At 72.7% G+C, this 16,472-nt stretch carries 16 protein-coding genes and 1 pseudogene; 2 read left to right on the forward strand and 15 right to left on the reverse strand.

Annotation, left to right across the window (positions count from 1 at the left end; genetic code table 11):
• Positions 1-8 precede the first annotated feature (8 nt).
• From secA to SH587_RS09395, 4 genes are all read right to left on the reverse strand, one after another.
• Complete coding sequence (gene secA / locus SH587_RS09380; protein ID WP_320670334.1) at positions 9-2,858, reverse strand: preprotein translocase subunit SecA; 2,850 nt, start codon at positions 2,856-2,858, stop codon at positions 9-11.
• A 195-nt stretch (positions 2,859-3,053) separates the two neighbouring features.
• Entirely contained in the window at positions 3,054-3,419 is a 366-nt protein-coding gene (gene hpf / locus SH587_RS09385; RefSeq protein ID WP_320670335.1) for a ribosome hibernation-promoting factor, HPF/YfiA family, read from the reverse strand.
• 158 nt (positions 3,420-3,577) lie between these two features.
• A complete protein-coding gene (locus SH587_RS09390; RefSeq protein ID WP_320670336.1) occupies positions 3,578-3,901 on the reverse strand; it encodes a co-chaperone GroES in 324 nt (107 codons plus the stop codon).
• 102 nt (positions 3,902-4,003) lie between these two features.
• Complete coding sequence (locus SH587_RS09395) at positions 4,004-4,684, reverse strand: ComF family protein (RefSeq protein ID WP_320670337.1); 681 nt, start codon at positions 4,682-4,684, stop codon at positions 4,004-4,006.
• Between the two features lie 62 nt (positions 4,685-4,746).
• Between SH587_RS09395 and SH587_RS09400 the strand changes: the two genes are divergently transcribed.
• A complete protein-coding gene (locus tag SH587_RS09400; RefSeq protein ID WP_320670338.1) occupies positions 4,747-5,655 on the forward strand; it encodes a cytochrome c oxidase assembly protein in 909 nt (302 codons plus the stop codon).
• Between the two features lie 18 nt (positions 5,656-5,673).
• Here SH587_RS09400 and SH587_RS09405 read toward each other — a convergent pair whose 3' ends face one another.
• The 9 genes and pseudogenes from SH587_RS09405 to SH587_RS24625 all read right to left on the reverse strand — a co-directional run.
• Positions 5,674-6,687 carry a nucleotidyltransferase family protein gene (locus tag SH587_RS09405; protein ID WP_320670339.1) on the reverse strand — a complete coding sequence of 338 codons (1,014 nt, stop codon included), beginning with the start codon at positions 6,685-6,687 and terminating at the stop codon, positions 5,674-5,676.
• Positions 6,688-6,776: 89 nt separating this feature from the next.
• A complete protein-coding gene (locus SH587_RS09410; RefSeq protein WP_320670340.1) occupies positions 6,777-7,853 on the reverse strand; it encodes a bifunctional phosphoglucose/phosphomannose isomerase in 1,077 nt (358 codons plus the stop codon).
• A gap of 29 nt (positions 7,854-7,882) precedes the next feature.
• Entirely contained in the window at positions 7,883-8,986 is a 1,104-nt protein-coding gene (locus tag SH587_RS09415; protein WP_320670341.1) for a sugar phosphate nucleotidyltransferase, read from the reverse strand.
• Positions 8,987-9,000: 14 nt separating this feature from the next.
• Positions 9,001-10,350: a UDP-glucose dehydrogenase family protein gene (locus SH587_RS09420; RefSeq protein ID WP_320670342.1), complete on the reverse strand. Its 1,350-nt coding sequence runs from the start codon at positions 10,348-10,350 to the stop codon at positions 9,001-9,003.
• Positions 10,351-10,401: 51 nt separating this feature from the next.
• A complete protein-coding gene (locus SH587_RS09425; RefSeq protein WP_320670343.1) occupies positions 10,402-11,913 on the reverse strand; it encodes an LCP family protein in 1,512 nt (503 codons plus the stop codon).
• Positions 11,910-13,130, reverse strand: a complete 1,221-nt coding sequence (locus SH587_RS09430) for a M20 family metallopeptidase (RefSeq protein WP_320670344.1) — start codon at positions 13,128-13,130, stop codon at positions 11,910-11,912. Before SH587_RS09430 ends, SH587_RS09425 begins: the two co-directional genes overlap by 4 nt.
• A gap of 77 nt (positions 13,131-13,207) precedes the next feature.
• Positions 13,208-13,699 (reverse strand): endonuclease domain-containing protein, encoded by a 492-nt coding sequence (locus tag SH587_RS09435; RefSeq protein ID WP_320670345.1) that lies wholly within the window; start codon positions 13,697-13,699, stop codon positions 13,208-13,210.
• Between the two features lie 35 nt (positions 13,700-13,734).
• Positions 13,735-13,959: a hypothetical protein gene (locus SH587_RS09440; RefSeq protein WP_320670346.1), complete on the reverse strand. Its 225-nt coding sequence runs from the start codon at positions 13,957-13,959 to the stop codon at positions 13,735-13,737.
• A gap of 33 nt (positions 13,960-13,992) precedes the next feature.
• Positions 13,993-14,112, reverse strand: a pseudogene (locus SH587_RS24625) (type IV toxin-antitoxin system AbiEi family antitoxin domain-containing protein); the annotation flags it as partial.
• A 182-nt stretch (positions 14,113-14,294) separates the two neighbouring features.
• Here SH587_RS24625 and SH587_RS09445 point away from each other — a divergent pair.
• Positions 14,295-14,429, forward strand: a complete 135-nt coding sequence (locus SH587_RS09445; protein ID WP_320670347.1) for a hypothetical protein — start codon at positions 14,295-14,297, stop codon at positions 14,427-14,429.
• 188 nt (positions 14,430-14,617) lie between these two features.
• Here SH587_RS09445 and atpC read toward each other — a convergent pair whose 3' ends face one another.
• Positions 14,618-15,034 carry an ATP synthase F1 subunit epsilon gene (gene atpC / locus SH587_RS09450; protein ID WP_320670348.1) on the reverse strand — a complete coding sequence of 139 codons (417 nt, stop codon included), beginning with the start codon at positions 15,032-15,034 and terminating at the stop codon, positions 14,618-14,620.
• A gap of 5 nt (positions 15,035-15,039) precedes the next feature.
• The gene (gene atpD, locus SH587_RS09455) at positions 15,040-16,449 is read right to left on the reverse strand and encodes a F0F1 ATP synthase subunit beta (protein WP_320670349.1); all 1,410 of its coding nucleotides are present in this window, start codon (positions 16,447-16,449) and stop codon (positions 15,040-15,042) included.
• Between the last annotated feature and the right edge of the window lie 23 nt (positions 16,450-16,472).

The raw sequence follows: 16,472 nt of genomic DNA on the forward strand, positions 1-16,472 counted from the left end.
CGCTCCGCTCAGGCGCCGTGGCAGCGCTTGTACTTGCGGCCCGAGCCGCACCAGCAGAGGTCGTTGCGCCCCAGCTGCTCGTTCGAGGCCAGCACCCGCTGCTGGACCGGCGGCGGCGCGTCGGGATCGGCCGCCTCGCCGTTGTCGTAGGCGGCCAGCGCGGCCCCGTCGACGTCGTCCTGGGCGACGGCCAGCGCCGAGGGCGCCGCGTCGGCCCCGCTCGTGTACTGGTAGTCGGTCGCCGCCGCCGACGGCGCCTGCTGGAGCCCGGCGTCCGGCTGCTCGACCTCGACCTCGACGTGGAAGACGAGCTTCGCGAAGTCGCTCCAGATCGTGGCCATCAGGTCCTGGAAGAGGTCGTAGGCCTCGTTCTTGTAGGCGACGATCGGCTCGATCTGGGCGTAGCCGCGGAGGTGGATGCCCTCGCGCAGGTAGTCCATGTCGTAGAGGTGCTCGCGCCAGCGCTGATCGATGATGTTCAGCAGCAGGTAGCGCTCGACCTGGCGCATCAGGTCGGGGCCGAGCTGCTTCTCGCGCAGGTCGTAGGCCGCGATCGCGTCGGCGTGCAGGCGGTTCTGCAGGTCCTCGCGGTCGACGGTGTCGGGGTCGAGCTCGTCGCGGTCGATCGTGACCGGCCAGATCTCCTCGAGCGCGCCGAAGAGGCCGTCCATGTCCCAGGACTCGAAGTCCTCCGACGGCAGGTACTCGTCGAGCGCGCGCGTGATCACGCCGCCGACCTCGTCCTTGGCGTCGTCGGACATGTCGCGACCCTCGAGGATCTGGTCGCGGTAGGCGTAGACGACGCGGCGCTGCTCGTTCTGGACGTCGTCGTACTCGAGCACGCGCTTGCGGATCAGGAAGTTGCGCTCCTCGACGGTGCGCTGGGCCTTCTCGATCTGCTTCGTCAGCATCCCGGCCGAGATCGGCAGCTCGTTGCCGTCGTCGTCGGTCGACGGGAAGCGGTCGAGGATCTTGTAGATCCGGTCGCCGGCGAAGATCCGGACCAGGTCGTCCTGGGCCGAGAGGAAGAACCGCGACTCGCCGGGATCGCCCTGACGGCCGGCGCGACCGCGCAGCTGGTTGTCGATCCGGCGCGACTCGTGGCGCTCGGTGCCGGCGATGAAGAGTCCGCCGGCGGCGACGACGATCTCGCGGTCGGCGGCACAGCGCTCCTTGATCGCGGGCAGCCGCTCGGCGAACGCCTCGTCGTAGCCCTCGTCCCCGGGGTTCAGGCCCTCCTGCCGCAGCTCCTTGCGCAGCAGGTGCTCGGGGTCGCCGCCGAGCTTGATGTCGACGCCGCGGCCGGCCATGTTGGTGGCGATGGTGACCGCGCCGGGGCGACCGGCCTCGGCGACCGTCTCGCCCTCGATCGCGGCGTGCTCGGGCTTCGCGTTGAGGACGGTGTGCGGGATCCCGGCCTTGCGGAACATGCCGCCCAGCAGCTCGGAGACCTCGACCGAGACAGTGCCGACCAGCACCGGCTGCTGGCGGGCGTGGCGCTCGACGACCTCGCGGGTGACGGCGGCCCACTTGCCGTCCTTGGTCTTGAAGACGTCGTCGTTGTTGTCGACGCGCGCGACCGGCTGGTTGGTCGGGACCGGGACCACGCCGAGCTTGTAGATCTTCATGAACTCGGTGGCCTCGGTGAGGGCCGTGCCGGTCATGCCCGCGAGCTTCTTGTACATGCGGAAGAAGTTCTGCAGCGTGACCGTGGCGAGGGTCTGGTTCTCCTCCTGGATCGCCACGCCCTCCTTCGCCTCGATCGCCTGGTGCAGGCCCTCCGACCAGCGGCGCCCCTCGAGGATCCGCCCGGTGTGCTCGTCGATGATCGCCACCTCGCCGTTGACCACGGCGTAGTCGACGTCGCGCTTGTAGAGCGACTCGGCCTTCAGCGACTGGTGCAGGTGGTTGACGAGGTGGCCGTTCTCGGCCCGGTACAGGTGGTCGATGCCGAGGAACCGCTCGGCCTTCTCGACCCCGCGCTCGGTGACCGCGACGGTCTTGTGCTTCTCGTCGAACTCGAAGTCGAAGTCGGCGACGAACTCCTTCTTCGTCCGCGGGTCCATGCCCTCGGGCTTCTTGCCCGAGACCATCGTCCGCGCCAGCTTCGAGAAGGTGACGTAGAGGTCGGCCGCCTGCTCCGGCGCGCCGGAGATGATCAGCGGGGTCCGCGCCTCGTCGATCAGGATGTTGTCGACCTCGTCGACGATCGCGAAGTTGTGCATCGCGACCGGGCGGCCGTCGTCGCCGATCCGGCCGCCGTGCTGGACCTTCTCCTCCAGCGTCTGCGCCATGTTGTCGCGCAGGTAGTCGAAGCCGAACTCCGAGTTGGTGCCGTAGGTGATGTCCGCCGCGTAGGCCGCCCGCTTGACCTCGTGCGGCTGCATGTTCTGCAGGATCCCGACCGACAGGCCGAGCGCCCGGTACAGCCGGCCCATCCACTCGGCGTCGCGCTGGGCCAGGTAGTCGTTGACCGTGACGACGTGGACGCCGTGGCCGGGCAGCGCGTTGAGGACGACCGCCAGGGTCGCGGTCAGCGTCTTGCCCTCGCCGGTCTTCATCTCGGCGATGTCGCCGCCGTGGAGCACCTGGGCGCCGACCAGCTGGACGTCGAAGTGGCGCATCCCCAGCACGCGCTTGGACATCTCGCGCGTGATCGCGAACGTCTCGGGCAGCAGGTCGTCGAGGCTGGTGCCGCCCTGGGCCGCCTCGCGCAGCTCGGTGAACCGCTCGCGCAGCTCGTCGTCGCTGGCGAGCTCCAGCTCCGGCTCGAAGCGATTGATCTGCTCAACCCGCTTCTCGTAGTCGCGGAGCTGTTTGCCCTCGCCGATGCTCAGCGCGCGGGAAAGGAGGCCCATGACCCGAGAGTACCAGCGGGATACGGGTCCTCCCGCGCCCCCTGGACGGCGGTTCGCGGCCGGCCGCGACGACCGAGGGCCGCGGCGGTCGCCGCGGCCCCCGTGCGAGGCTCCGTCCCGGCCGGCCGTGCAGCCGGCGGGGTACGGAGACGAAATCGAGTTCGATGCTGCCGGGGGTGCCCCGGGCGGGGCGCCCTACGCGGCCGGCGCCGCCCCGTCGGCCCGGGCCTTCTGGGCCTGCGAGAACCGGCGCGCATCGCGGCGATGGCGCCGCTGCACGCGGTTGCGCTTGACCTGACGGGTGAGTTCCTCCTCGACGAGATGGATGGCGTGCTTCAGGTCACGGCTGACGTCGTGCGCCCGGAGCGTGACCCCCTTGAGGCGGAGCGTCGCCTCGGCCCGGAACGGTTCGGCGACGGCGGGATTCGTGGCCTCGATGAGCTCGATCTCGAGCTCCGCGAGTTCGGACACCTGCGCATCGACCTTTCGGAAGCGGCGCTCGACGCACTCGCGCACCTCCGTCGTGATCGGGACGTTGCGGCCCTTCACCTCGATCCGCATGGATCTCCTTTCGTCCGGTGGACTCCAGCGGTAACGCGACCGTAACAGCGCGGCCGGTCGTCTGGCAAGGGCCGGGCGACATCTCTGGTGGAGACCTGCTATATGCCGCCGGGCCCTTCCCTCGACGGCCGTTCCGTGGTAGTCCCGGAGGGCCCTGCTCAGCTCGAGCTGGGACCGTCCTCCGCGGGCTCCAGCGCCCCCAGCAGCTCGCCGACGCGGCAGACCAGCAGCCGCTCCTCCTCGACGTCGACCCAGGTGCCGGCGGAGGCGGGGAAGACGACGTGGTCGCCGGGGCGGACCGGCATCTCGACCCCGGCCTGCTGCCACCAGTCGAGGCCGGGGCCGACCCGCAGCACGATCCCGTGCTGCGGCGGCGGCTCGTGCGACCCGGGCGGGACCACCAGGCCCGAGCGGCGGACGCGGTCCGGCTCGAGCTCCTTGATGACCACGCGGTCGAAGAGCGGGCGCAGCATCTGCCTCATCGGTCCCGGAACGGTAGCGAGCCGGCCCACCCCGGGCCTCGCGTGGCGGATCGCCCCCACCTCTCGGGGGCGATCCGCCACGCGAGCGGAGGGAGGGAGCGGTCAGGGCAGCGTGCGGAAGGCGGTGGCCGCCACCACCCGCTCCGCGCCCGCGTCACGGAGGGCGGCCGCGGCCCCGCGGAGGGTGGCGCCGGTGGTGTGGACGTCGTCGACCAGGAGGACGGTCGGCGGGACCGGACCACGGACCCGCGGCGGCGGCAGCCGCAGGCGGTCGCCGCGGTCGCGGTGGTGCTGGGCGACCGCCGCCCGCTCGCGCTCCAGCAGCGGCAGCAGCGGCGCGTCGAGGCCGGCCGCGACCGCCGCCGCGATCAGCCGCGCGTGATCGACCCCGCGCCGTCGCCGGCGGGCGGGATCGGCCGCCACCGGCACCACCGTCGGCGCCCCGGCGGCCAGCGACTCCGGCAGCCGGGCCACGATCGCCGCGCCCAGCCAGCGGCAGGTCCGCTCGGCCGCCCGCTCCTTCGCCGCCAGCGCCAGGCTGCGGGCCGGACCCTCGTAGGCCAGCGGCGCCCAGGCGGCGGCGAACGGGGCCGCCCGCGCCGGGCAGCGACGCGGCGGGCACGGCTGGGGCAGCGCGCAGCGCGGGCAGCCATCGACCGGCAGCCACGGCAGCGCGCCGCGGCAGCCGTCGCAGAGCAGCGCGCCGCCGCGGGCCGGCCCCCGGCAGTGGAGGCAGCGGTCGGGCGCGATCAGGGCGGCGAGCAGGTCGGCGAGGCGGGGCATCCCTCGATCGTGGCCCGCCGGCCCGCACCGCCGAAAGGGAGGAACTGCGCCACACTAGTTCCGTGTCTCCTCCGATCACGTGGAGTCCCGAGATCGCGCCGACGCTGATGGCGCTGCTGCTGCTCGCGGCCTACGTGCCCCGGTGGGTCCGGGTCCGGCGCTCGGCCGACCGCGCCGAGGCCCCGGTCTGGCGGCTCTGCTCGTGGATCGCCGGCGCGCTGACGCTGGTCGTCGCCCAGGGCAACCCGATCGACAAGCTCGGGGACTACCTGCTGGTGATGCACATGGTCCAGCACCTGATGCTGCTGGACCTGATGCCGCTGCTGCTGCTGTTCGGCCTCAACCGCGTGATCATGCGCCCGATCACCCGCCGCGTGCAGTGGCTGGAGCAGCGGGTCGGCTTCCTCGCCAAGCCGTGGTTCGGGCTCGTCGCCTACACGCTCGGGATGTGGTTCTGGCACGTCCCGACCTTCTACGACGCCGCCGCCCGCAGCGAGACCGTCCACCTGCTGGAGCACATGACCTTCACCGCGGTCGGCTTCCTCTACTGGTGGCACCTGCTGCGGCCGATCCCGACCCGCGAGCGGATGACCGCGATGGGCCCGGTCGCCTACATGGGGATCACGAAGATCACCGTCGGCCTGCTCGGCGCGCTGCTGACCTTCGCCCCCAGCGCGATCTACGGCTTCTACGACAACAACCAGGAGTGGTGGGGCCTCTCCCCCGTCGCCGACCAGGCGATGGCCGGCGCCCTGATGGCCACCGAGCAGGTGCTGATCATGGGCGTCGCCTTCGGCGCGCTCTTCATCCGCGGCCTCCGCGAGGCCGAGCTGCGGGCCCAGCGCGAGGAGCGGCTGATGGACCGCCGCGAGGCCGCCGAGCGCGAAGGCCGGATCGCGCCGGAGCCGAGCGAGCCGCCGGCCGCCGACGGTTTGGCCCTGCGGACCGGCGCGCCGGCCGAGGGCGAGTAGTCCCCGGGGCGCCGCCGCTCAGGCGGCGCCGACGCGGGTCTCGGCCCGCGGGCGCATCGCGCTGACGATCCCGGTCTGGCCGGTGATCGCCTCGATCAGGATCGTGTTCGGCTGGACCGTCGTGCCGGGCAGGACGATCGAGCGCTTGAGCGCCGAGCCCTCGCCGATCACAGCGCCGTCGCCGAGCACCAGCGGGCCCTGCAGGCGGACACCGGCGCCGACGGTGACGTCCTTGCCGACCCAGACCGGGCCCTCGACCAGCTCGGCCGCGTCGAGCGACGAGCCCTCGCCGACGACGATCGCCTCCGGACCGGCCCCGGGCAGCGCCTCCAGGTGCAGCGCGCCGCGGAGCGCGTCGAAGGTGCCGTTGCGCAGCTCGTCGAGCGATCCGACGTCGTTCCAGTACTCGTCCAGCTCGTGGATGTGGAACGGGACGTCGCCCTCCAGCAGCCGCGGAAAGACGTCGTGGGCGAAGTCGACGAACGGCGTGTCGGGGAAGTAGTCGAAGATCTCCGGCGAGAACAGGTACATGCCGCAGTTGGCCAGGTTCGACAGCGCCTCGTCCGGGTGCGGCTTCTCCTGGAAGCCCTGGATCCGGCCGTCGGCGTCGTGGATCACGACCCCGTACTCGCTGGTGTCGGTCACCTTCGTCACGCAGAGGGTGGCGACGCCGCCGGCGCTGCGGTGGCGCTCCAGCAGCCGGGTCACGTCGAGGTCGGTCAGCGCGTCGCCGGAGATGACCAGGAACGGGTCGTCGCCGAAGAACTCGCGGGCCTGGCGGACGCCGCCGGCGGTGCCGAGCAGCTCGTCCTCGAACGAGTACTCCAGCTCGTCGCCGAAGTAGTCGCGGATCGTGTCCGGGAAGTAGTGCAGGTTCGCCACGATCCGGTCGATCCCGTGCCGGTGCAGCAGGTCGACGGTGTGCGCCATCGCCGGCCGGTCCAGCAGCGGCACCATCGGCTTCGGCAGCTCGAACGTGAGGGGCCGCAGGCGGGTACCGAGGCCGGCGGCGAGGACCATGGCGGACAGCATGAGGGGGCAACGCTACCGCACGCCCGCATCCCGCCGTGTTGCCCTCGCGGCGCTCGCGGACGGGCGGCGGGACGCCGTTCCGGGGTGGTTCAGGCGTCCTCGGCGAGCCGCGCCTTCAGCTGCTCGATCACGGCCACCGGGGCCGGATCGACGCCGGCCAGCACGGCCATGTAGAGCGAGACCAGGTCGCCGAGCAGGACCAGCGAGAGGACCCGCTCGACCGCCGTCTCGCCGCGCGAGCGGACCCGGTGGACGCCGGCGGCCTGGGCCGCGATCAGCTCGGCCGTCAGCTCGGCCCGGCGGACCAGCCGCGGGTGCGCGTCGCAGTCCTCCAGCAGCACCGCCGAGAGCTTGCCGACGCTGGCCGCGCCGCCCCAGCCGACGATCTCGTTGTGGTCGACCTCGGGCAGCTCGCCCCAGAACGCCGGCCGCTCGGCGTTCTCGTTGATCTGGCACTTCCAGCGGTAGGCGACCGGGGTGGTCAGGCCGGTGCCGGTGATCACCGGGACGGTGCCGTGCAGCGCCCGCGCGAGCGCCTTCGCCTCGCCGTCCTCGGCCCCCGACGGACCCCACTCGCGGGCCAGCTCGTCGAGCGCGTCGGCGGCGACGTCGAGCTCGGTCCGCAGCGACGGGCCGGCGCCGCAGGCCGCGGCCGCCTCGAGCACCGCCACGACCATGTAACCGACCGCCGCGCGCGGCTGCAGCCCGCCGGCGACCGGGATCACCGGCACGCCCTCCTCGCGGGCGACGCGGCCCAGCTCGCCGCCGGAGGTGACGACCACCCGCCGGGCGCCGATCACGCCGGCCGCCTCGAAGCAGGCCAGGGTCTCCTCGGTGTTGCCGCTGTAGCTGGCGCAGAGGACCGTCGTGTCGTCGGTCGTCCATGGCGGCAGCTCGTAGCCCTTGGCCGAGAGGATCGGCCGGCCGGCCTGGTCGGCCAGCGCGGCGCGGGCCAGGATCCCGCCGACGGCCGAGCCGCCCATCCCGGCGACGACCAGGCCGCCGCGGCTGTCCCACGTCCCGAGCCCGGCCGACTCGGCCTTCCACATCGCGTCCCGCAGGTGATCGCCGATCGCCAGCGTGTCGGCGAACTGGTCGCTGACGTCGACCGCGGAGACGGCGGCGGGATCGAGGGGGGCGTCGGTGGTGGCGGTCGGGGGGTTCATGGCGTCTCCTGCGCGGCTGCGGCCGTCGGTCAGAACCGGATCGACCCGGCGGGGAGGCTCGCGCCAGGCGCGATCCGGATCCCGCGGGCCAGGACGTTGTTGGCGCCGATGGTGGCGCCGTCGCCGATCATCGCAGCGTCGGACAGGTGCGTGCCGCGGTCGATCCGCGCGCCGGCCCCGACCACGCAGTCGCGCAGGCGGCAGCCGGAGGCCACGGTCGCCCCGTCGAGCAGGACGGCGTTGTCGAGGATCACGTCCTCGTCGATCCGGACGCCGGCGCCGACGACGCTGCCCTCGCCGACGGTGACCCGCGGCCCGAGCACCGCGCCGCGGTCGACCAGCGAGGCGCGGTCGACGATCACGCCGGGGGCGACGGTGGCGCTGGGATCGACCGGCCCGTCCTTCAGCCGCTCGGCGACCCGGGTCCGGACGCGGCCGGCGAGGATGTCGGCGGTGCCCTCCAGGTAGCGGTGGGGCGTGCCGATGTCCATCCAGTAGGCGCCGCGGTGGACGCAGCCGTAGAGGCCGTCGCCGACCAGCCGCGGCCAGACCTCGCGCTCGATCGAGACCATCCGCCCCTCGGGGATCAGGTCGAGCACCGAGCGCTCCAGGACGTAGGCGCCGGCCGAGATCAGGTCGGTGTCGATCTCGTCCGGGTTCGGCTTCTCCAGGAAGCCCTCGACCGAGCTGTCGCCGTTCAGCCGCACCAGCCCGTACGAGGTCGGGTCCTCGACGGGCACCAGCGCCAGCGTCCCGGTCGCGCCGGCCTGCTCGTGGTGGGCGATCTGGGCCGACAGGTCGAGGTCGGTGAGGACGTCGCCGTTGAGCATCACGAAGCGCTCGCCGAGGTGCTCCTGCGCGAACTTCAGCGCCCCGGCGGTGCCGCGCGGCTCCGGCTCCTCGACCCAGGTCAGGCGGACGCCGAAGCGCGACCCGTCGCCCAGCTCCTCGACCATCGCGTCGGCCAGGAAGCCGCAGCACATGATCACGTCGGTGATGCCGTGCGAGGCCACCCACTCGAGCATGTAGGCCATGAACGGGCGGTCGACCAGCGGCACCAGCGGCTTCGGCCGGTTGGTCGTCAGCGGCCGCAGGCGGGTGCCCTGACCGCCGACGAGGATCACTGCCTGCACGTGCGGACCGCCCGTCAGACGCCGGCCCCGGCGGGGGCCGCCGAGCGCGCAGCCCGGCCGATGCCCTCGTAGCGGAAGCCGGCGGCGACGGCGGCGTCGCCGTCGAGCGCGTTGCGGCCGTCGATCAGCACGTCGCCGCGCATCGCCCCGCGCAGCTCGGCCAGGTCGAGGTCGCGGAACTCCTGCCACTCGGTGACCAGGACGACCGCGTCGGCGTCGGCGGCGGCGGCCAGCGGATCGGGCGCCAGCTCGACCCCGCGCAGCAGCGGCTTGGCGATCTCGGCCGCGATCGGGTCGTGGGCGACGACGTCGGCGCCGGCGGCCTGCAGCCGCGCGGCCAGGACCAGCGAGCTGGCCTCGCGCATGTCGTCGGTGTTCGGCTTGAAGGCCAGCCCGAGCAGCGCGATCTTCTTGCCGACGAGCCCGCCGAGGTGCTTCTCGAGCTTGCCGATCACGCGCCGCTTCTGCAGCTCGTTGACCTCGATCACCGAGTTCAGCAGCTGGAAGTGGTAGCCGGAGTTGCCGGCCAGCTGCTTGAGGGCGGTGACGTCCTTCGGGAAGCAGGAGCCGCCGAAGCCGATCCCGGCGTTGAGGAACTTGGGGCCGATCCGCTCGTCCAGCCCCATCCCGCGGGCGACCTCGACGACGTCGGCGCCGGTCTCCTCGCAGACGTTGGCGATCTCGTTGATGAACGAGATCTTGGTGGCCAGGAAGGCGTTCGAGGCCAGCTTGACCATCTCGGCCGAGGCGATGTCGGTCCGGACCAGCTGGCCGGGGCCGTTGCCGCCCTCGTCGGGCACCAGCAGCGGGCGGTAGAGGTCGACGACCGCGTCGCCGGCCCAGTCGCCGTCGTCGCCGACCACGACCCGGTCGGGAGCCAGGAAGTCGCCGACCGCCGTGCCCTCCTTGAGGAACTCGGGGCAGGAGACGTAGCGGAAGCCCGACTTGCCCTGCTCGGCGAAGACGCGCTTGGTGTTCGCGCCGGTGCCGACGGGGACGGTCGACTTCATCACCAGCGCGTGGCGGTCGGAGGCCGGCATCGCGCCGATCACCGCGTTGACCGCCGAGAGGTCGGCGTCGCCCGAGTAGGTGGGCGGTGTGCCGACCGCCACGAACAGCAGCCGCGCCCGCTCCAGGGCCGGCGCGATGTCGGTGGTGAAGGTCAGGCGCTCGCGGTTCTTCGCCACCAGCTCGGCCAGGCCCGGCTCGTAGATCGGGATCTCGCCCCGGTTGAGGCGCGCGACCTTGTCGGCGTCGATGTCGACGCAGACGACGTCGCTCCCGAGCTCGGCGAATCCGGCCGCCGTGACGAGCCCGACATAGCCGGTCCCGATGACGCCGATGGGCTCTCGTGCAGCGGACATGAGACGGAGGAGGCTACCGGAGGTCCGGGGCCGGCGAGTCCGTGCCCCGGCCTAGCCGGAGTAGCGCGTCAGCGACCGCGCCAGCGAGCGCATCTCGGGGTTGGAGAGCTCGTTCGAGAGCGTGTTGTTGATCCAGTAGGTGCCGCGGCCGCTGCTCCACATCAGCCGCCGGATCTTCTTGCCGTCGTACTGGACCCGCCACTTGCGGCCGCCGATCCGCTCCTCGTCGTCGGCGAGCTTCAGGATCGGCGGGTCCTTCCAGGTCGTCCCCTGGATGCCGTAGTACTGGCCGACGCCGCCCTCGGCGACCACGATCCGGTACGCCTGCCAGGGGAAGGTCTTGCCGTTCTCGGACTGGATGTCGTAGCCGCGCGAGTCCTCGGCCCGGTAGCGACCGGAGGTGCGCATCAGCTTCGGGTAGTAGATCGGCATCCGGATCTTCGACGCGATCGAGGCCGAGATCGTCTGGCGGGCCGCGTCGGGGTTGGCGAACAGCGTCCCCGGCGTCCGCGCCTTGCGCTTGCGGACGGTGGTCTTGGCCGGCTGCTCGCCCGTCCTGGCGGCGGCGTCGCGGGCGGCCCGGCTCTTCTCGCCCGGGATGGTGCCCGGGTGGAGGAACTGGCGGGCGGCGGTCGCCAGCGCGTCGGGCGTGGTCACGACGCTGACCTTGTCGCCCGCGTCGCCGACCCGCAGGGTGACCCGCTGGGTCGGCTTGCCGGCGACGTCGACGGCCAGCCGGATCACGCCCAGCAAGCCCTTGGCCGAGCCGATGTCGGTCTTGACGTAGCGGCGGATCGCCCGCAGCAGGTCGTTGCGCTTGTCGAGGATCTCGGAGTTGGCGATCTGGGCCCGCGCCTCGGCCAGGTAGTTGGTCTGGCGGGCCTCGCGGACCAGGTCGCTGTCGAGGTGGCGGAAGCGGACGTAGTCGAGCGACTTCTCGCCGCAGATCCGCTGGTAGCCGGAGTCGACGTCGATCGCCGCCCAGCCGGTGCCCGGCGGGTTGAAGTACTTGCGGTCGATGTCGGCGTAGAAGCAGCCGAAGAAGTTGACCGCGCGGGAGAAGGCCCCGAACCGGATCGACACGAAGTGGTGGACCAGGAACGGCTCGTCGGGCGTCGAGAGCATCGTCTGGATCGTCTCGATCAGCCGCTTGGGGCCGCCGGCGTAGGCGTTGTTCAGCTTCGTCCGGCCCTGTCCGGGCAGGTCGACCAGCAGGTCGCGGGGCAGCGACAGCATCGTGGTCGCGTTCGCCTCCGGGTCCAGCCGGACGAGGATCATCGTGTCCGAGCGGGTGGTGGTGCCCTTCGGGTCGTCCAGCCGGCGGTCGTCGCCGACCAGCATGATCGTCTGCGGCTTGCCGGGCTGGACGTCGGAGAGGACGCCCTCCAGGCCGGGCAGCTTGGTCTCCGGGCCGAGCGCGTCGATCGACTTCTGGGCCTCGTTCTCGATCGTCGTGGCGACCGCGGCGCCGGCGACGACGAGCACGATGATGCCGGCCAGCAGGAAGCGGAGCGCGAAGGCGACCCCGGGGCGCGGCGGACGGTCGGCGGCGGGCGTGCTCATCGGTCGGGCTCCCCGGCCGGGCCCGCTTGCGCGGCGGCCTGTGCGGTGTCGGTGTCGGTCGCGGCCGGCGGGTCGCTCGGCGGGTCGGCCGCCGCCGTGGGCTCGCCGCCGCCGTTGCGGGCGACCGCGGCCGGAACGGCGCGGACGAACTCCACCAGCGAGCGCCGGTAGCGCGCCAGGGAGGGGATCGAGACCCACTCCTCGGGACCGTGGTGGCCGTGGCCCTCGGGGCCGAACTCGACCGCCGGGATCCCGGCCTCCAGGAAGGCGAAGGCGTCGGAGGCCCCGTCGCGGCCGACGGTCAGGCCAGCGCCGTGGCCGGTGCGCCCGACCGCGTCGCGGAGCGCGACCACGAACGGGTTCGAGCGCGAGACGATCGCCGGGCCGCGCTCCAGCACCCGCAGCACCTCGACGTCCGGGATCGCCCGGATCTGGCCGAGGATCTGCTCGGGATCCTGGCCGGGGACGTAGCGGATGTCGATCGTGATCTCGCAGCGGTCGGGCACCATGTTGAACGCCTCTCCCCCGCTGATCCGGGAGAGGTTGATCGACGGGCGGTCGTAGAGGTCGCTGCTCTGGCGACTGAAGGGCAGGGTCTCGATTCGGCGGAAGGCGTCGAAGGCCTTCAGGATCGCGTTGTCGCCCGCCCACGGCGTCGACCCGTGGGCGCTGGTGCCGTGGACGGCGGCGCGGACGGCCAGCACGCCCTTGGCCTGGACGCCGATCTGCAGCTCGGTCGGCTCGCCGGTGATCGCGAAGTCGCCCTGCAGCACGCCCTCGCGGACCAGCGTGTCGGTCGAGCGGCGGTCGACCTGCTCGCTCTCCTCGTCGGGCACCACGACCAGCTGGACGCGCGGCCCGGCGCCGTCGCGCGCGTGGACGACGCCGGCGCAGTCCCGCAGCGCGCAGAGCATCGCCGCCAGGCCGCCCTTCATGTCGTAGGTGCCGCGGCCGTACAGCCGCTGGCCCTCGATCCGGGGCACGAACTGCTCGGCGTGGCCGGGGACGACGTCGAGGTGGCCGTGGAAGATCACCGTCGGGCCGTCGGCAGGGCCGACGCTGGCCAGGAGCACGGGCAGCCCGTCGTGATCGCGCTCGTGCGCGTCGATCCCGTGTGACTCGAGCCAGCCCTTGACGAACCCGCCGGCGGCCCGCAGGCCGTCCGGACGCGAGGTGTCGTACCCGACCAGCCGCTCGGCGAGCAGCCGTTCGTCCATCCGCGGAAGGATACGGCCCCCCTCCGGCGGCGCGCTCCTTGGCACCTCCACGGTCACGAACGGCGCGCGCTCGGGGGTCAGGTCGGGGAGCGGGCGCGGACGGCGGCCAGGATCCAGCCGTCGACGTCGCGGGCCGACCGCCGCAGCTGGGCTCCGGTCACCCGGATCGTCTGCCAGCCGGCGGCGGCCAGGTCCGCGTCCCGCCGCCGGTCGCGCTCGAACCCCTCCGGCGTCGCGTGGCCGTCGCGGCCGTCGCCCTCGACGATCAGCCGCACCGACGGGAGCGCGACGTCGGCCCGGTAGCGGCGCCCGCTGGCGCCGACCACCGCGACCTGCGTCGACCACGGCGGCAGCGGCAGCCGCGCGAGCCGCCGCACCAGCCGCGCCTCCAGCGGGCTCTCGGTCGCCGGCTGGTCGTCGATCCAGCCGGCGACCTCGCGCACGACGCGCCGGCCCCGCCGCCGCGGATGGGCCTCGACCGCCCGCCGCAGGCCCGCCGGATCGAGCAGCCGGCGGTAGACGGCCTCGCGCAGCAGCCGCTCGACCTGCCGGTGGCTGGATCGAGGCATGGCCGCGACGTCGAGCACGGTCCGCGCCGCCGAGGTCACCGGCAGCCGCGGACCGTGGTCAGGTCGCCGGCGGCGAACCCCCTGGTCACGCGCAGCACCACGCCGGGCGCGGACCGGCCGCTGCCGCCGACGGTGGTGACCTGCTCGATCGGCGGCCGCCGCGTCGTCAGCTCCAACGCCGCGGCCGCCGACCACCCGCTGAGCGCACCCTCGGCGTCGGGACGTCCACCGGTCGCCCGCAGGACGGCGGCGAGCCGCATCCCCCATTCGTCGAGCTGCGGGGTCAGGGCGTAGACGCCGCGGTGGACGCGGAAGAGCCGCCCGGCCTGGACGCGGGTGACGATCGCGCGCCGGGTCAGGCCGCACGCGAGCAGCTGGCTGGCCGCGATCGCGCCGGCCTGCCGGCCGGTCAGCGTCGCGACCGACGGTCGGCGGAATCCACCGCCCGATCGTCGCCGCCGGGACCGTCACGACTCCACCCCCGAACCGTGCCGATCCCGCACCAACTCCGCACCGTCCCCGCGCCCCCCGCGAGCGCGCGCCGCTTGCTCCCGCCACCGTCACAAATGGCGCGTTCCCAGTAGGATCGGCGGCGATGAGCGAGCACGAGCAGCACGAGCCCGAGACGGTCACGGTCACCACCACCGTGGTGGCGTTCAGCCTCATGAGCATCCTCTCGCTGGTCGGGATGTTCCTGATCCTGATCTACAACCACAACGGCGGCTTCTGAGGGCGGCTCGAGGCGCGCGTATACCGGCGCATCTCGGGCCGGTCGGCGCTCGGCAGTACCACGTACAGCTCTCGCGCCGCCCAACCCGACCTGCTTGGTCTACGCGCACCTCGCATCCACCCTCCCGGTGCGGGAACGACGAAGGGCCCCTCTCGGGGCCCTTTCGCGTTCCAGGGGGCTTCGAGGACCTAGAGGCGCTCGTTGAGCCGCACCAGCGCGTCGGCGCGGTGCTTGGCGGCCAGCGCCAGCCGGTGGGCCTCGGTGCCCTCCTCGGCGGCGGCCAGGCGGCTCTCGGCCTTCTCCTGGCGCTTCTTGGCGTCCTCCAGCGAGTACTCCTCGACCGGGAACGCCTCGTCCACGAGCAGCAGGACGTTGCCCTCCTGCGCGACCTGGACGTAGCCGCCGATCTGGACGTAGCGCTTGACGTCGCCGTCGCTCACGTGGAGCTTCAGCTCGGCCGGCTCCAACCGGCCGAGCAGGGGCGCGTGGCCCGCGAGGATGCCGATCTCGCCCGCCACCGTACGGGTCGAGACCTGCTCGACCTCGCCGCCGAACAGCTCGCCCGTCGGGGTCAGGACATCGACGCGAAACGGGGTGTGGGCCACGGCGATCAGCCCTTCTTGGCGGCGGCGACGACGTCGTCGATCGAGCCCTTGAGCAGGAACGCCGACTCGGGCAGGTCGTCGTGCTGGCCCTCGATCAGCTCCTTGAAGGAGCGGACGGTCTCGGCGATCGGCACGTAGGCGCCGTCGAGGCCGGTGAACTGGGTCGCGACGTGGAACGGCTGCGAGAGGAAGCGCTCGACCTTCCGCGCGCGCTGCACGGTGATCTTGTCCTCCTCGGAGAGCTCGTCGATGCCGAGGATCGCGATGATGTCCTGCAGCTCCTTGTAGCGCTGCAGGATCTCCTTGACGCGGTTCGCGACGTCGTAGTGCTCCTGGCCGACGACCTCGGGCTTGAGGATCGTCGACGTCGAGTCGAGCGGGTCGACGGCCGGGTAGATGCCCTTCTCCGAGATCGCCCGCGACAGCACGGTCTGGGCGTTCAGGTGGGAGAACACCGACGCCGGCGCCGGGTCGGTGAGGTCGTCGGCCGGGACGTAGATGGCCTGGACCGAGGTGACCGAGCCCTGGCGGGTCGAGGTGATCCGCTCCTGCAGCTGGCCCATCTCCGACTCCAGCGTCGGCTGGTAGCCGACCTGCGACGGCATCCGGCCCAGCAGCGCCGAGACCTCGGAGCCGGCCTGGACGAAGCGGAAGATGTTGTCGACGAAGAGCAGCACGTCCTGGCCGCCCTGCTCACGGAAGTACTCGGCCATCGTGAGGCCCGTCAGCGCCACGCGCATGCGGGCTCCGGGGGGCTCGTTCATCTGGCCGAAGACGAGCATCGTCTTGTCGATGACGCCCGACTCCTGCATCTCCAGGTAGAGGTCGGTGCCCTCGCGGGAGCGCTCGCCGACCCCGCAGAACGCGGACAGACCGCCGTGCTCCTTGGCCAGGTTGTTGATCAGCTCCTGGATCAGGACGGTCTTGCCGACGCCGGCGCCGCCGAAGAGGCCGACCTTGCCGCCCTTCGAGTACGGGGCGAGCAGGTCGATGACCTTGATGCCCGTCTCGAACATCTCGGTCGTCGGGGTCAGGTCCTCGACCTTCGGGGCCGGACGGTGGATGCCCCACCGCTCGGCGTCCGGGGCGATCTGGTCCTTGCCGTCGATCGTGTCGCCGAGGACGTTGAAGATCCGGCCGAGGGTGATCTCGCCGACCGGGACGCTGATCGGGCCGCCGAGGTCCCGGACCTCGATGCCGCGGGCCAGGCCGTCGGTCGAGTCCATGGCGACCGCGCGCACGCGGTCGTCGCCGAGGTGCTGCTGGACCTCGAGCACCAGGCGGCTGCCGTCGGGCAGCGTGGTCTCGATCGCGTTGTTGATCTCGGGCAGCTGGCCGCTGGGGAACGCGGCCTCGACGACGACGCCCTGGATCGACTCGATCCGGCCCGTGTTGGTGGCGGTTGCGGCTTCCATCAGTTCCTCTTCTTGCGGTTCTC

The sequence above is a fragment of the Patulibacter defluvii genome (genome assembly GCF_034096925.1).
Classification (GTDB): domain Bacteria; phylum Actinomycetota; class Thermoleophilia; order Solirubrobacterales; family Solirubrobacteraceae; genus Patulibacter; species Patulibacter defluvii.

Bases quoted from the DNA above. Each gene is read 5' to 3' on its own strand.
- secA (WP_320670334.1), bottom strand. From the start codon at position 2,858: ATGGGCCTCCTTTCCCGCGCGCTGAGCATCGGCGAGGGCAAACAGCTC.
- hpf (WP_320670335.1), bottom strand. From the start codon at position 3,419: ATGCGGATCGAGGTGAAGGGCCGCAACGTCCCGATCACGACGGAGGTG.
- SH587_RS09390 (WP_320670336.1), bottom strand. From the start codon at position 3,901: ATGAGGCAGATGCTGCGCCCGCTCTTCGACCGCGTGGTCATCAAGGAG.
- SH587_RS09395 (WP_320670337.1), bottom strand. From the start codon at position 4,684: ATGCCCCGCCTCGCCGACCTGCTCGCCGCCCTGATCGCGCCCGACCGC.
- SH587_RS09405 (WP_320670339.1), bottom strand. From the start codon at position 6,687: ATGCTGTCCGCCATGGTCCTCGCCGCCGGCCTCGGTACCCGCCTGCGG.
- SH587_RS09410 (WP_320670340.1), bottom strand. From the start codon at position 7,853: ATGAACCCCCCGACCGCCACCACCGACGCCCCCCTCGATCCCGCCGCC.
- SH587_RS09420 (WP_320670342.1), bottom strand. From the start codon at position 10,350: ATGTCCGCTGCACGAGAGCCCATCGGCGTCATCGGGACCGGCTATGTC.
- SH587_RS09425 (WP_320670343.1), bottom strand. From the start codon at position 11,913: ATGAGCACGCCCGCCGCCGACCGTCCGCCGCGCCCCGGGGTCGCCTTC.
- SH587_RS09430 (WP_320670344.1), bottom strand. From the start codon at position 13,130: ATGGACGAACGGCTGCTCGCCGAGCGGCTGGTCGGGTACGACACCTCG.
- SH587_RS09435 (WP_320670345.1), bottom strand. From the start codon at position 13,699: ATGCCTCGATCCAGCCACCGGCAGGTCGAGCGGCTGCTGCGCGAGGCC.
- SH587_RS09440 (WP_320670346.1), bottom strand. From the start codon at position 13,959: ATGCGGCTCGCCGCCGTCCTGCGGGCGACCGGTGGACGTCCCGACGCC.
- SH587_RS09445 (WP_320670347.1), top strand. From the start codon at position 14,295: ATGAGCGAGCACGAGCAGCACGAGCCCGAGACGGTCACGGTCACCACC.
- atpD (WP_320670349.1), bottom strand. From the start codon at position 16,449: ATGGAAGCCGCAACCGCCACCAACACGGGCCGGATCGAGTCGATCCAG.